Below are 13,661 nucleotides of genomic sequence, written 5' to 3' on the forward strand. Positions count from 1 at the left end.
TGCTCCCCGTCAGCGGATCCGCTGGGCGAACAGCCGGGCCGACCAGGCCACCGCGACGGCCGTCAGCAGGGCGGTCAGCAGCAGGCCGCGCCACACCTCGGGCGCGTCCAGGTGCCCGGCGAACAGCGCGCGCATGCCCTCCACCGCCCAGTAGCACGGGTTCCAGGACGCGGCGGTGCGCAGCCAGACCGGGGCCAGCGCGATCGGCAGCAGGGTGCCGGAGAGGAGCGCCAGCGGCTGCGCGATGGTGTTGACCACCGGGCCGAGCGCCGCGTCGGTGGGCACCAGCAGGGCCAGGCCGTAGGAGACCGAGGACGCCATCAGCGCCATCAGGGCCAGCAGCGCCATCGCCAGCAGCAGGTCGGCCAGGCCCACCGTCAGGCCGAACGGGATCGCCAGCACGGCGATCAGCACCGACTGGATCAGCAGCGCCGTGGTCTCCCGCAGCGCCCGCCCCAGCAGCAGGGCGACCCGGCTGACCGGCGTCACCCGGGAACGCTCGATGACGCCCGCGTGCAGCTCGCCCAGCAGCGTGAAGCCGGTGAACAGGCCGCCCATCAGGGCCAGCGCGGACAGCAGTCCGGGCACGTAGATCCGGTAGGCGTCGGAGGTGCTGTGCGCGCCGGACGCGGCCAGCGCGGAGGTCAGCAGCGGGGCGAACAGCAGCAGGTAGCACAGGGGTTGGAGCAGCCCGACGGCGATCCACACGGGGGAGCGGGCCATCAGGAGCAGTTGGCGCTGGTAGACCAGCCAGGTGTCGCGGACGAGCTTCACGGGGACCTCGGGGGGCTTCGGGGCGTCGGTGCCGGAAGGGGGAGGGGTCAGCTGCTGTGGGCCAGTGCGCGGCCGGTCAGGGCCAGGAACACGTCGTCCAGGCTGGGGCGCTGCAACTGGACGTGCTCCGGCTCGATGCCGACCGCGGCCAGGGTGCGCAGCAGCTGCGGGATCGCGGTGGCCGCGGAGTCCACGTGCAGGCGCAGCCCGTCCTCGCCGGGCAGGGCCTCCAGGCGCTGGACGCACGGGAGTTCGGCGAGGGCGCGCTCGGCGCCGGTAGTGGCCGCCGGGTCGGGCAGGCCGATGGTGACGGAGTCGCCGGAGATCTTCTGCTTGAGCTCCTCGGGGGTGCCCTCGGTGACGATGCCGCCGTTGTCGACGATGCCGATCCGGTCGCACAGGGCGTCGGCCTCGTCCAGGTAGTGGGTGGTCAGCAGCACCGTCATGCCCTGCTCGCGCAGGCGGCGGACCTCGGCCCACACCTGGGAGCGGCTGCGCGGGTCGAGGCCCACGGTCGGCTCGTCCAGGAACAGCACCCTGGGCCGGTGCACGACGCCGAGCGCCAGGTCGAGGCGGCGGCGCTGGCCGCCCGAGTACGTCTTGCAGACCCGGTCGCCGAACTCGGCCAGGTCGAAGGCGGCCAGGCCCTGCTCGGCGCGCCGGACGGCCTCGGCCTTGCGGACGCCGTACATCCGGGCCTGCAGGACCAGCTCCTCGCGGGCGGTGGCCTGGTCGGTGGTGCCGCCGCCCTGGGCGACGTAGCCGATCCGGCGGCGGACCTCGCCGGGCGCGGCGCGCAGGTCGGCGCCGGCCACGGTGGCGGCGCCGCCGTCGGGGACGAGCAGGGTGGCGAGCATGCGCAGCGTGGTGGTCTTGCCTGCGCCGTTCGGGCCGAGGAGGCCGTAGATCTCGCCCTCCGCGACGCTCAGGTCGATGCCGCGCACCGCGTCGACGGCGGCCGCGCCGCGGCGGGGCCGGAAGGACTTGCGCAGCCCCTTGGTCACGATCAACCCGGACTCCTGTGGTCGGTGGGTGCGGATGGGTGCGGACGGGTGCCCGGACGAGCGGTTCGCCGTCCGGGCGGGCAACGGGGGAGGGGCGGGGCGCCGGAGCAGACCCTAGGGCCCGACCCGGCCTCCCGACAATGGTCTGGACCAGAAGGCGGGGCGGGCTCAGCGCGGTGGGCGCGCGAACCGCTCCAGCCGTTCGACGGCCGCCACCGCGCCTCCCCCGTCCCGGAGCTGACGCCCCACCAGTTCGGCGGAGCGGCGGTGGCCGGGATCGTCGAGGACGGTGCGCAGCGCCGAACGCAGCTGCTCCGGCGTGGCGGTGGCGAAGTCGACCCGGACGGCCGCGCCCAGCGCGGCCAGCCGACCGGCGGTCACCGGCTGGTCGTGGCGGATCGGGGCGACCACCAACGGCCGCCCGTGGACGAGGGACTCACCGACGGTGTTCATCCCGCCGTGGCACAGTACGGCGTCCACCGCCCCGCGCTCAAGCAGTTCCAGCACCGGAACGCGCCCGCAGCCGATCGCGTCCGGCGGCAGCGCCACCTCCCCGGGGGCCGCCACCACGGCCTGCACGTCCGGGAGCCCGGCCAGGGCGGCGGCCGTCCGCGCCAGGAAACCGTCCGCCACCTCGGCGGCGAGCGTGCCCATGGTGACCAGCACCCGGCGCCGCCCCGCCCGCAGCCGCTCCCAGGGGAACGGCTCGGGCCGGGCGTCCAGCAGCGGCCCCACCAGCGCGTACGAGTCCGGGACGCGCCGCCGGTCCAGGCCCAGCAGCGCGGCGCAGCTCGGGGCCAGCACCAGGCCGGGGGAGAACCGCGGGTCGGTGTACTCGGCGGCGGGCAGCCCGGCCCGCTCCCACAGACCGTGCAGCACCTCCTCCCGCCAGGCCGTCAGCGCCCCGTCCCCGCCCAGCGGGTCGCCGATCTCCAGCGAGGACGGGGCGAAGCTCGCCCACGGCACGCCCGCGCCGTGCGCGGCCAGCGCGCCCGCCGGGCTGTGCTGGTCCGCCAGCAGCACGTCCGGCCGCCACTGCGCGACGGCCCGCCGCACCGCGCCCAGCGTGAACCGGGTCTGCGGCACCACGAACCCCTCCCAGAGCGAACGCACCGCCGCCGCCCCGCCCACCGCCTGCTCGCGGAACAGCCGGGCACCGGTCGGGTGCACCACCGCCCGCGGCCCCAGCAGCGGCCGCAGCGCCGCCTCCGGCCCCACCCAGGCCACCTCGTGCCCGCGCGCGGACCAGGCCGCGGCCAGCGCCCGGGCCGGCAGCAGGTGCCCGGCCAGCGGCGGCACCACGATCAGCAGCCGCAGCGGGGGAGCGGCACCGGGGACGGTCGCGGGCATGGGGGTCCTCCTCGGGAAGGCGGCGAAGTGGCGCGGCGGCAGGGCGGCGGGGAGCCGGGAACGCACGGCGTCCGGGCGGCACCGGCCGCGGACCCGCGGACGGGTCGTGGACGGACGAGGGAGAAGTGGTACAGACCACAAGGGGATATCGCGAAGGAAGCGCCGGAGATCCCTTGTGCGGGCCGGTGAGGCGACGGAATACTAGCCCGCGTGACCGCTCTGGAGGCAGTCGCCGTCCACCTGCCACCCCTCGCCGAACCGATCGAACAGGTCGGGGAACGCCTGGAGTTGACGGACCGTCAGATCAAACTGTTCCGCCGTTTCCATGGCCTGGACCGGATCGGGACGGACCCCGACGGGGACCTGACCGATCTGCTCACCGCCGCAGCGAAGGCCCTGGCCCCGCTGCGCGGCAACGAACACCGCGTGACGTACGTGCTGCACGCGCGCAGCCTGCCGATCGCGGCGCCCTACCCGCACAACCCGCTGCACGACGCGCTCGGCCGTCTGGGGCTGACGCACGCCCGTGCCTTCACCGTCACCCACCACGCCTGTGCCGGCTCCCTGCTGGCCCTGGACGTGGCCGGTCGGCTGCTGGCGGCAGACCCCGACCCCGAGGCGACGGCGCTGATCCTGGCGGGCGAGAAGACCTTCACCCGGGACGCCCGCATCGTCCCGGAGACCGCCCTGTTCGGCGAAGGGGCGGCCGCCTGCCTGGTGCGGGCCGGAGGCGAACACGACCGCGTGCTGTCCTACGCGGTCGACCAGCGCGGCGAGTTCGACGGGCGACTCGCCGACGATCCGGAGCTGATGCAGCGCTACCAGCGCAGCTACCCGGAGCTGATGGTGGCCGTGATGGAAGCCGCACTGGACGAGGCCGGCGAGAGCTGGGACTCGATCCGGCTGGTGCTCCCGCACAACGTCAACCAGATCTCCTGGCAACGGATCTGCCGCCGGATCGGGTACCCGCCCGACCGCGTGGTGCTGGACAACGTCCCGGCGGTGGGGCACAGCTTCGCCGCCGACATCCTGCTCAACCACCACACCGCCACCACCCGCGGCCTGCTCCGCCGCGGCGACCGCTACCTGGCCGCCGCGTCCGGGATCGGCGCGACCTTCGCCGCGATGGTGCTCCAGCACTGACCCGCCCGCCCGCGGGTACGTCCGCCCGCGCGTGCCCGCACGCCCGTGCGTCCGCGGGCCGGCCGGGCGTGCCGCCGCGCGCCCGCGCCACCCAGTCCACCCGCCCGTGCCCGGCCCGCCGCCGGGCCACTGGCCAGACCAGGGGATCGCCATGACCGACTCCGCCCTGCCCGAGAACACCGCCACCGCCGCCGACACCGCGGTGGTCGACCCCGAGCTGCGCGACCGCGCCCTCGACGGGATCCTGCTGCTGCTGCCCCAGGTGCTCAAGCGCGAACTCCCCGAGATCGGTGAGAACGCCTGCCTGTTCGACGAGGTCGGCCTGACCTCCGCCGCCACCCTGGAACTCATCCTCGAACTCGAGGACCACCTCGACGTGCAGATCGACGTCGAGGGCATCGACCCGGAGGACCTGCGCTCGGTCGGCACCCTCGCGGGCTTCGTCGCCGGACACGTCATCGCCGAGGACTGACCACCGTGCTCGCCCGCGGGCCGCTCCCCGCCACCCTGCCGCGCGCCGCCTCCCCGCTGCGCCTGACCGCCGCCCACGCCCACGACCTGCCCGGCCACTCCCCGCTCGCCGCCGACCCCGACCTGCGCGCCTTCACCGCCGACCTGACCCGCCCGTACGGGGTCGCCCTCGACGAGGACGCGCTCGCCGGGGCCCGCGGACAGTCCTACGACGTGCTGGCCGCACACGCCGTCCGCGCCCTGACCGACCCGGCCCGCCCGGTCGACCTGCTGCTCCTGGTGTACGCCACGCCCGACGTCCGCCCCGGACAGGCCGTCGCGCTGCGCCTCGCCGGGTCCTGCCCGGGCGGACCGCTGTCCTTCGCGATCTGCGACGAGGGCGCGGGCGCCGCGTTCAGCGCCCTGCTGGTCGCCGACGCGTACGCCCGCACCGCGGGCGCCCGGCGCGCCCTGCTGATCGCCGTCGAACAGGCCGACCTGCACCACCGCCCGCACCGCCCCGCCCGGCTCCCCGACCGGCACTCGGTCGCCGCCCTGCTCTGGGAGGCCGACGGCGGCGGCCGGGCGCTGCACGGCACCGACAGTCGCAGCGGCGTCCCGGACGGCCGGGTCGACCGCGTGCTGGGGCAGTGGTGCGCCGACCTGCCCGAGGACGCACTGCTGCTGCTCGGCCCCGGCCTGCTCGGCGTTCGGCCGCCCGACGGACGGGAGACCCGCGCGGCCCGCACCGGCAGTCCGTACACCGGCGGTTGGGCCGCGCTCGCCGCCGCCCTCGCCGACCCCCGGTGCGCCGACCGGCCGCTGGTGCTCGTCGACTTCGAACCGGAGACCGGCCGGCTCGACCTCGCCCACTGGGCGGCCGCGGAACCTCCCCCGTGACCACCGCCGCCGCTGTCCCGCCACCGCCACCGCCGCCGACCGCCGCCCCCGACCCCGAGGCAGACCGACCATGACCCGCCACCCCGACGACGCCACCCCGCTGCCCACCGCCGCGCCCGGCGTCCAGCTCCAGCCCGCCGCCTACGAGAAGCTGCTCGGCGCGCTGCGCGACTCGATCGCCCGGCTGGCCGCCGACGAGCCCTTCGAGCGGCTCGCCGTCCCGCCCGTGATCTCCCGCGCCACCATCGAACGCGCCGGATTCGCCGCCTCCTTCCCGCAGTTGCTCGGCACCGTGCACAGCTACACCGGCAGCGCCGCCGACTGGCGCAGGCTCTCCCCGCTGATCGCCGAGTCCGGCCCCTGGCACGCCCGGCAGGAGATCTCCGACCTGGTGCTGCTGCCCGCCGCCTGCTACCCCGTCTACGCCACCCTGGTCGGACGGGACCTCCGACAGCCCGTCCGCTACAGCGTGGAGGCGCAGTGCTTCCGGCAGGAGGCCACCGCCGAACCCGGGCGGCTGCGCAGCTTCCGGATGGCCGAACTCGTCACCGCGGGCACCGCCCGGCACTGCCAGGACTGGCGCGAGCACTGGCTGCAGCGGGTCGCCGACTGGCTGGGGGGCCTCGGCCTGAAGCCGTCGGTCGAACTCGCCGACGACCCGTTCTTCGGCGGCGGCCGCAAGCTCTACCAAGCCGCCCAGCGCGCCCAGGAGTTGAAGTTCGAGCTGCGCGTCCCGGTGGCCGACGGGCTGCCGCAGGCCATCGCCTCCGCCAACATCCACAAGGACCACTTCGGCGAGGTCTTCGACTTCACCGCCGACGGCGCCACCGGCCACACCGCCTGCACCGCCTTCGGCCTCGACCGGATCGCCCTCGCCCTGCTGCACGCCCACGGCACCCGGCCCGCCGACTGGCCCGAGCACGTCGGCACCGCCCTGAAGGGAGACTGACCCGGTGTCAGACCTGCGATCCACCGTGCTGCGGTTCCGGTCCGAGACGCCCCCGGCCGAAGGGCCGGTCACCCTCGGCCAGGACAACGTGCTGCGCTGCCTGCGCAACGAACAGCCCTCGCGGGAGCGGAACGAACCCTCCTCGCTGAACAAGCAGGCGACCTGGACCGTCCCCGAGCACGCCGACACGGCCACCTGCCTCGCTGCCCTGCGCATCCTCGCCGAGCGGCACGCCGCCCTGCGCACCGTCTTCCCCGGAGCAGGCGGCGACCGCCTCCCCGAAACCCAACGCCAGCTCCAGGAAGGCGAGTTCACCGTCGCGCTGATCGAACTGGGCCCAGGCGAGGACGCCGCCGCCCGGGCCGAAGCGTTCTGCTGGGACGAGCGCTGCCACCCGTTCGACCTCACCGCCGACTTCCCGCTCCGGCTCGCCCTGCTCACCCGCGACGACCGCCCCGTCCTGCTCGGCGTGGTCGTCAGCCACGCCCAGCTCGACGGCGTCGCCACCGGCCTGCTGTTCAAGGAGTGGACGGCCCTCGCCTCCGGCGGCGAACTGCCGCCGCCCGCCGGGCCCACCCCGATCGAGGTCGCCGCCCAGGAACGCTCCGCGAGCGGCCGCCGCCGCGGCCGCGCCGCCCTCCGGCACTGGGAGCGCATCCTGACCGAGGAGCCCTCCGCCGTCTTCGCCGACGACCGGGTCCACTCCGCCGACAATCTGCTGCACACCCTCGCCGTCCGCACCCCGTCCGGAGCCGCCGCCCTGGAACGGGCCGTCCGGCGTACCAACAGCTCCAAGTCCGCCGTCCTGACCGCTTGTTACGCCGCCCTGGCGGCCCACCGCGCGGCCCGCTCCACCGTAGTGATGGCCGCCCTGTCCGCCAACCGCCACCGCGCCGTCCTCGCCGAACACGTCGGCACCCTCGCCCAGGACGCCCTGCTCGTCCTGGACACCGACTGCCCCGACCTCGACACCCTGATCGGCCGCACCCAGGCCCAGGCCCTCTCCGGCTACTGGCACGCCACCTTCGAGACCGAGCAGCTCTGGAAGATCCTCGACGACTCCTCCCTCCGGCGCGGCGCCCGGTTCGTCCGGGACGTCGTGCTCAACGACGTCAGCGGCACCGTCCCCGAGGAGATCGCCGCCCTGCGCCCCGACCCCGCCGCCGACCCCGACCTGACCTGGTACCCGACCGAACCGCTCCCCACCCGGCTGATGATCAACATCTGGCGCACCGGCGGCTGCCTGGAGATCAGCCTGCACGCCCACCCCGACGTCCTCGACCGCGAGGAGACCGAGCACTTCGCCCGCGCCCTGCTCCGCCTGATCGACCTCGCCGGACAGCGCAACGTCACCCTCGGCCCCGACGGCGAACTCGCCGCCCTCAGCCGCCTGCCCGTCGGCCGCCGCGAGAAGGGCCGCTGGCAGCAGGTCGGCAGCAACTGGGTCGACCTGGACGCCGTCGCCGACCGGCTGCGCACCGTCCTGGCCGTCAAGGACGTCGAAGTCACCTGGGAGAACGACGAGTTGACCGCCACGGTGCGGGAAGGCTGCGCGCTCACCCCGACCGAGGCGCACACCGCCGTGGTCGACGCCCTCTCCTGGCGCGACACCCTGATGGCCCCGCAGCGCTACGTCCTGCCGAACGGCACCGGCACCGGACGCCCCTGACCGGCCCGCCCGGCCGAGCCGGGCGCGTCCGCACTACACTCCGCGCCATGCCGTCCCCCACGTACGAGACCCAGGCCGAACGGGACGCCGCCGCGGCCGCGTTCGGCACCGAACTGGCCGAACTCGCCGCCGCGGCGGGCCTCCCGCTGCCCGCGCCCGACCAGTTGTACTGGTGCGGTGCGGACTTCCGGGGCGGGCTGCCCCGACCGGCCGCGCGCGGCGGCTCGGAGCTACCGGCGCCCGACGCGGCCCGCATCTGGTGGAAGCACGACGGCTCCGCACCGCACCTGTCCCTGAGCCGCGGCGTGGTGCCGCTGGCCATGGGCGACGCGCCGGACCTCACCGAAGCCGTCCGGGCGGTCTCGGGCTGGTTCGCGGGCGCCGACCTGACGGAGATCCGGCGCACCGCCCCCTTCCTGCACGTCCAGGACTGGGCGCTCGCCCACGAGCGCGCCCCGCTGGACCGGGTGGAACTCGAGTGGCGGATCCGCCTGCAGAGCTTCGACCACGCCTGGCACCGCGAGCCCGACCGCGTGCGGGACCTGTGGCGGGCGGCGTTCGCCCAGCCCCGGCTGCGCCGCCTGCGGCCGGTCAGCAGCCACTACGTCCTGTGGTTCTCCACCAAGCTCCTCTTCCCGTACGAGAACGCGGGCGTGGCCGTCGAGCCGCACACCGACGGGACGTACCGGGTCCGCAGCCACCGGGGGCACCGGGCCGTCGCCGCGGCCCTCCCCGAACCGGTCACCGTCGCCACCGCCGCCGAGGCGGCCGCCCTCGCCGCCGCCGTGCTGCCCCCCGAACCGCGCTGACGCACGACCCCGCACCGCCCGGACGGAGCAGTCGCACCCCACCCGGGCGCGTCGCACCCCCGGGCCCGGGCCGGGGACGGTGAGGATGGGCAGCGCCCCCCGACCCCTCCCCGCGCCGGAGTTGCACCATGGAGCTGTTCCCGCCCCTGCCCCTGGAGTCCTGGCGGGACACCAAGGAGACGCTGCACCGCTTCGCCCAGGTCATCGGCAAGATCCGCCTCGCGGGCAGCGCCCGCCGCAACCACTGGTGGAACGTCCCCTTCCACCTCACCGGCCGCGGCATCACCACCCGCCCCACCGGCCCGACCCGCGGCGGCGACTCCTTCACCATCGACTTCGACTTCACCGACCACCGCCTGTACGTCCGCACCCTCGACGGCGCCGAGGACTCCTTCCCGCTCACCGGACGCTCCGTCGCCGACTTCTACCGCGACACCCTGCGCGCCCTCGTCCACCTCGACATCGACGTCCTCCCCGACCACCCCTACCCCTACGACCTGCCCGACTCCCACCGCCCCTTCGCCGACGACCACGAACACCGCAGCTACGACCCCGCCGCCGTCACCACCTACTGGCACGTCCTCAGCCAGGTCGCCCTGCTGCTGGAGGAGTACGCCGCCGGGTACTCCGGCAAGACCAGCCCCGTCCACCACTTCTGGCACACCTTCGACCTCGCCGTCACCCGCTTCTCCGACCGCGAGACCGACCAGCCCGCCGCCGACAGCGTCACCCGCGAGGCGTACTCCCGCGAAGTCATCAGCGCGGGCTTCTGGTTCGGCGACGACAACGTCCCCGCCCCCGCGTTCTACTCCTACACCGCCCCCGAACCCGCCGGACTCGACACCCGCCCGCTGCGCCCCGACGCCGCCCGCTGGACCCCGAACCGCGGCAGCCACCTCGCCCTGCTCACCTACGAGGAGGTCCGCGCCACCGCCGACCCGTGGCGCACCGCCCTGGAGTTCCTGGAGTCCGCCTACCGCGCCGGAGCCGACCTGGCCGGCTGGGGCCGCGAACGCGAGTGCCCCGGCGGCATCACCGACAGCGAACTGCGCACCCTCCCGGGAGCCGCTCAGTAGAAGTGCCGCAGCCGGGGCCACAGTCGGGACCACGGCGCGACCGTGCCCGCGCACACCAGCACCGGTGCGTGCTGCTCCTCGTTCGCCACCCCGTGCCCGTTGTCGACCTCGGCGACCCGCCGGCACCCCGTGAAGGCCCGCTCGACCTCCGGGTACGGCGCCGGGTGCACCAGCACGACGGGGCCGGTCGCCGAATCCGGCGGCGGGCCCCAGTCGTAGAAGGACATGTGGCCCGAGTACGCGGTCGGCAGGCCGTACCGGTCGCCGTAGTGCACCAGCGCTCCCGCCTCGCCGTAGTCGGTGGCGAACACCACCGCCCGCCCGCGCTGCTCCGGCGGCACGGCCTGCCAGCCCGCCGCCACCGCCGCCGTCAGCTCCGGCCAGCCGACCTGCTCCGCGGACTCCGGGTAGATCGCCGAGACCACCGACAGCCGTCCGGGCGCCAGCACCGGCAGCGTGATCAGCGAGTTCACCAGCGCGGCGACCAGCAGCACCCCCACCAGCCGCACCCGGCCGCGCCGCGTCCCGCCCCCGTGCTCCCCCCGCTCCCACAGCCGCTCCGCGACGGGCCGGCACCCGGCCGCCATCACCAGCAGCAGCGGCGGCAGCGCGTAGTACGGCTTGCCGCCCAGCACCAGCACCAGCGCGCACAGCACCAGGTACGCACACCCCAACGGCCTCGCCCAGCGCACCCGTTCGTCCTCGCGCAGGCGGCGGAACCCGGCCAGCCAGACCGGGACGAGCACGGGGGAGAGGTACACCAGCTGCATCGGTACGAAGGTCAGCCGGTTGACCAGGCCGTCCCGGTCGCTGATGCCCGAGGCGACGGTCAGCTGCGGCCAGCCGTGCACCGCCTCCCAGTACAGGTTCGGCGCCGCCACCAGCAGCGCCGCCAGCGCACCCGCCGGGAGCCACCAACCACGCAGCAGGGAACGGGAGTCCGGGCCGCAGAAGGCCATCGACGGCAGCAGCGAGACGGCCAGCAGCAGCACCAGGTCCTTGTTCAGCAGCGCGACCCCGGCCACCGCGCCGATCGCCGGCCACCAGCGGCGGTCACCGGTGCGCAGCAGGCGCAGCACCAGCACGCCCAGCCCCGTCCAGGCGAACAGGTCGAAGCTCGCCGTGCTCAGCATGTGCCCGAGCGCCAGCACCAGCGCCGACACCGCCGCCCCGGCCGCGGCCAGCACCTGCCCGGCCCGCCGCGCCCCCAACTCCCGTGCGGCGAGGGCCACCAGCACCACCGTCGCCGCGCCCAGCAGCACCGCGACCGCCCGCAACCCGGCGGGGCCGTCGCCGAACACCGCCGTGGACAGCCGCGCCAACAGCGGTGTCAGCGGCGGCTGGTCGACGTACCCCCACGCCAAGTGCCGCCCCGCGGCCATGAAGTACAACTCGTCCCGGTGGAACCCGTACCGCCCCACCAGTCCCGCCTGCACCGCCACGACCGCGGCCGCCACCCCGAGCACCGGACCGACTGCGAAGCGGGACAGGCCCGTTGCGCAACCAGCAGGCGGCACGGAGCCGTCGACCGCGGCGGACGCGTTCCCCCGCATGCCCATGCGGTGAGTGTGGCAGAGCCGGTCCCCCGCGCCCACCCGGCGCAACCCGGAAACCACCCCGAGGAGAACCCCGAGAACCCCGAGAACCCCGAGAGACCCGGGGGCCCGGGGCCCGGGGGTCCGGGGGCTCAGGACCAGACCGGGAGGCTGTCCTCCTGGTAGCGGGCGCCGAAGCCGCCGTCGGGGAGGACCGCGTCGACGGCGGCCAGGTCCTCGGCGTCCAGGGTGATCCAGGCGGCGCGGGCGTTCTCCGCCATCCGGGCGGCGCTGCGGGTGCCGGGGATCGGGACGACGTGCGGGCCGCGGGCGAGCAGCCAGGCGAGGGCGAACTGCGCGACGGTGGTGCCCTTCTCGGCGGCGAGCTCGCCCAGCCGGGCCACCGCGGCGAGGTTCCGCTCGTAGGCGCCGGGCTGCCAGCGCGGGTCGTGGTTGCGCAGGTCGCTCGGGTGGTACTGCCCGGCGGGCCTGGTGCTGCCGGTCAGGAAGCCGCGGCCGAGCGGCGAGTACGCGACGAAGCCGATGCCCAGCTCGTCCAGGGTCGGGAAGACCCGCTCGACGTCCCGTTCGAACAGCGAGTACTCGGTCTGCAGCACCGACACCGGCTGCACGGCGTGCGCACGCCGGATCGTCTCCGGTCCCGCCTCGCTCAGGCCGAAGTGCGCGACCTTGCCCGCCTCGATCAGCTCCTTGACCGCCCCCGCCACCTCCTCGATCGGGACGTCCGGGTCCACCCGGTGCTGGTAGAGCACGTCCAGCCGGTCGGTGCCCAGGGCGCGCAGGCTGTTCTCGGCGACCCTGCGGATGTTCTCCGGCCGGCTGTCGAAGCCGAACCCCCGCTCGGTGCGGGCGAAGCCGAACTTGGTGGCCAGCACGACCTGGTCGCGGAAGCCGTTCACCGCCCGGCCGAGCAGTTCCTCGTTCGAGCCGGTGCCCCAGTTGTACAGCTCCGCGGTGTCGAAGAAGGTCACGCCCAACTCGTACGCCCGCCGCACGGCCGCCACGCCCGCCCGCTCGTCACCCGGCCCGTACGCCATGGTCAGCCCCATCGCGCCGTAGCCGATCGCGGAGACGGTCAGGCCCTGGGTGCCGAGCGTCCGTTGCTGCATGGGGAGCCTCCTGAGCGCAGAATCCCAAACCGAACGGTTCGGTTTGGTTCGCTCCGAAGCGTACGCCGGACGGCCGCCCCGACCAAACCGAACGGTTCGGCCCGCGTGATCGCCCTCGACCTGCTGGACGGACCGGACGCCCTGCTCGGCACGCTCCCCGAACTCCGCCGGGACGACTGGTGGTTGGACGACGACATCCCCCACGGCGGGGTGCTGGTCGACCTCGGCCGCACGGCCCTGCTGTTCTCCGCCCGGGAGGGCCCGAGCGCCGAACTCCGGCACCGCGCAGCCGCCCTCGCCCTGATCCGGGCCGCCTGGCCGGGCTGGACGGTCCGCCCGCTGTACGACGGCCCGGCCGAACTGCGCACCCACCTCGGGCTCGACCCGGAGCACGTCCGCCGCCGCGGAACCCCCCTCGACCGGGCCCCGTTCCTCGCCCCCGACGACGAGGAACTCGCCGGGCCGGACCCGGGCGGCACCCTGGTCACCCTCGACACCGGCCGCTGCCACGTCGCCTCCGCCGCCTTCGACCACCCCGTCCGCGAGGGCCCCGCCCTGCTCGACCGCCTGGCGGACGCCCCCGACCACGGCACCTGCCGACTGCACGTCAGCTCCGGCCTCCACCTCGACCTCGAACGCCGCCGCCTCGACTGGTGGTCCCTCCCCGCGACCCCGCAGGCGTACGAGGTGCCGCGGCTCTGGCCGGGCTGGACGGTCCGCTTCCACCGGGACGACTGGCAGCAGCACGCCCGCCGGGCCCCCGCCCGCTTCGCCCCCGCCCCTTCGATCCCGGTGCCCCGGCCGTGGCGGCCGTCCTCGCCGAAGCGGAGGACCGCCGCACCGGCCGGGCCCGCCACCGCGCCCTGGTCGCC

The 13,661-nt window shown here is 75.4% G+C and carries 12 protein-coding genes; 7 read left to right on the forward strand and 5 right to left on the reverse strand.

The window, feature by feature from the left end; translation table 11 throughout:
• Nucleotides 1-9: 9 nt before the first annotated feature.
• The 3 genes from QSK52_RS02930 to QSK52_RS02940 form a co-directional block, all read right to left on the reverse strand.
• Entirely contained in the window at nt 10-774 is a 765-nt protein-coding gene (locus QSK52_RS02930) for an ABC transporter permease (RefSeq protein ID WP_285733115.1), read from the reverse strand.
• A 47-nt stretch (nt 775-821) separates the two neighbouring features.
• Nucleotides 822-1,778, reverse strand: a complete 957-nt coding sequence (locus QSK52_RS02935) for an ATP-binding cassette domain-containing protein (RefSeq protein ID WP_285733445.1) — start codon at nt 1,776-1,778, stop codon at nt 822-824.
• A gap of 168 nt (nt 1,779-1,946) precedes the next feature.
• Complete coding sequence (locus QSK52_RS02940) at nt 1,947-3,128, reverse strand: glycosyltransferase (protein ID WP_285733117.1); 1,182 nt, start codon at nt 3,126-3,128, stop codon at nt 1,947-1,949.
• 210 nt (nt 3,129-3,338) lie between these two features.
• On the opposite strand from QSK52_RS02940, the gene QSK52_RS02945 reads away from it, so the two are divergent.
• From QSK52_RS02945 to QSK52_RS02975, 7 genes are all read left to right on the forward strand, one after another.
• Nucleotides 3,339-4,271, forward strand: a complete 933-nt coding sequence (locus QSK52_RS02945; RefSeq protein ID WP_285733119.1) for a 3-oxoacyl-[acyl-carrier-protein] synthase III C-terminal domain-containing protein — start codon at nt 3,339-3,341, stop codon at nt 4,269-4,271.
• Nucleotides 4,272-4,422: 151 nt separating this feature from the next.
• A complete protein-coding gene (locus tag QSK52_RS02950) occupies nt 4,423-4,743 on the forward strand; it encodes an acyl carrier protein (RefSeq protein WP_285733121.1) in 321 nt (106 codons plus the stop codon).
• A 5-nt stretch (nt 4,744-4,748) separates the two neighbouring features.
• The gene (locus QSK52_RS02955) at nt 4,749-5,621 is read left to right on the forward strand and encodes a hypothetical protein (RefSeq protein ID WP_285733122.1); all 873 of its coding nucleotides are present in this window, start codon (nt 4,749-4,751) and stop codon (nt 5,619-5,621) included.
• Nucleotides 5,622-5,691: 70 nt separating this feature from the next.
• Nucleotides 5,692-6,570: a hypothetical protein gene (locus QSK52_RS02960; RefSeq protein WP_285733124.1), complete on the forward strand. Its 879-nt coding sequence runs from the start codon at nt 5,692-5,694 to the stop codon at nt 6,568-6,570.
• A gap of 4 nt (nt 6,571-6,574) precedes the next feature.
• Nucleotides 6,575-8,239: a condensation domain-containing protein gene (locus QSK52_RS02965; RefSeq protein WP_285733126.1), complete on the forward strand. Its 1,665-nt coding sequence runs from the start codon at nt 6,575-6,577 to the stop codon at nt 8,237-8,239.
• A 47-nt stretch (nt 8,240-8,286) separates the two neighbouring features.
• A complete protein-coding gene (locus QSK52_RS02970) occupies nt 8,287-9,048 on the forward strand; it encodes a DUF6193 family natural product biosynthesis protein (protein ID WP_285733128.1) in 762 nt (253 codons plus the stop codon).
• A gap of 128 nt (nt 9,049-9,176) precedes the next feature.
• Nucleotides 9,177-10,124: a DUF5996 family protein gene (locus QSK52_RS02975; protein ID WP_285733130.1), complete on the forward strand. Its 948-nt coding sequence runs from the start codon at nt 9,177-9,179 to the stop codon at nt 10,122-10,124.
• Here the strand turns inward: QSK52_RS02975 and QSK52_RS02980 are convergent.
• The gene (locus QSK52_RS02980) at nt 10,118-11,683 is read right to left on the reverse strand and encodes an ArnT family glycosyltransferase (RefSeq protein ID WP_285733132.1); all 1,566 of its coding nucleotides are present in this window, start codon (nt 11,681-11,683) and stop codon (nt 10,118-10,120) included. The two genes, QSK52_RS02975 and QSK52_RS02980, sit on opposite strands and share 7 nt — an antisense overlap.
• A gap of 128 nt (nt 11,684-11,811) precedes the next feature.
• Nucleotides 11,812-12,789, reverse strand: coding sequence for an aldo/keto reductase (locus QSK52_RS02985; RefSeq protein WP_285733135.1), 978 nt, complete (start codon nt 12,787-12,789; stop codon nt 11,812-11,814).
• Between the last annotated feature and the right edge of the window lie 872 nt (nt 12,790-13,661).

This window comes from Kitasatospora phosalacinea, assembly GCF_030268885.1.
GTDB lineage: Bacteria > Actinomycetota > Actinomycetes > Streptomycetales > Streptomycetaceae > Kitasatospora > Kitasatospora phosalacinea_C.

What these genes read in the sequence shown, in the direction of transcription:
- QSK52_RS02940 (WP_285733117.1), bottom strand. Translation starts at nt 3,128, where the DNA reads ATGCCCGCGACCGTCCCCGGTGCCGCTCCCCCGCTGCGGCTGCTGATC.
- QSK52_RS02950 (WP_285733121.1), top strand. Translation starts at nt 4,423, where the DNA reads ATGACCGACTCCGCCCTGCCCGAGAACACCGCCACCGCCGCCGACACC.
- QSK52_RS02960 (WP_285733124.1), top strand. Translation starts at nt 5,692, where the DNA reads ATGACCCGCCACCCCGACGACGCCACCCCGCTGCCCACCGCCGCGCCC.
- QSK52_RS02970 (WP_285733128.1), top strand. Translation starts at nt 8,287, where the DNA reads ATGCCGTCCCCCACGTACGAGACCCAGGCCGAACGGGACGCCGCCGCG.
- QSK52_RS02975 (WP_285733130.1), top strand. Translation starts at nt 9,177, where the DNA reads ATGGAGCTGTTCCCGCCCCTGCCCCTGGAGTCCTGGCGGGACACCAAG.
- QSK52_RS02980 (WP_285733132.1), bottom strand. Translation starts at nt 11,683, where the DNA reads ATGGGCATGCGGGGGAACGCGTCCGCCGCGGTCGACGGCTCCGTGCCG.
- QSK52_RS02985 (WP_285733135.1), bottom strand. Translation starts at nt 12,789, where the DNA reads ATGCAGCAACGGACGCTCGGCACCCAGGGCCTGACCGTCTCCGCGATC.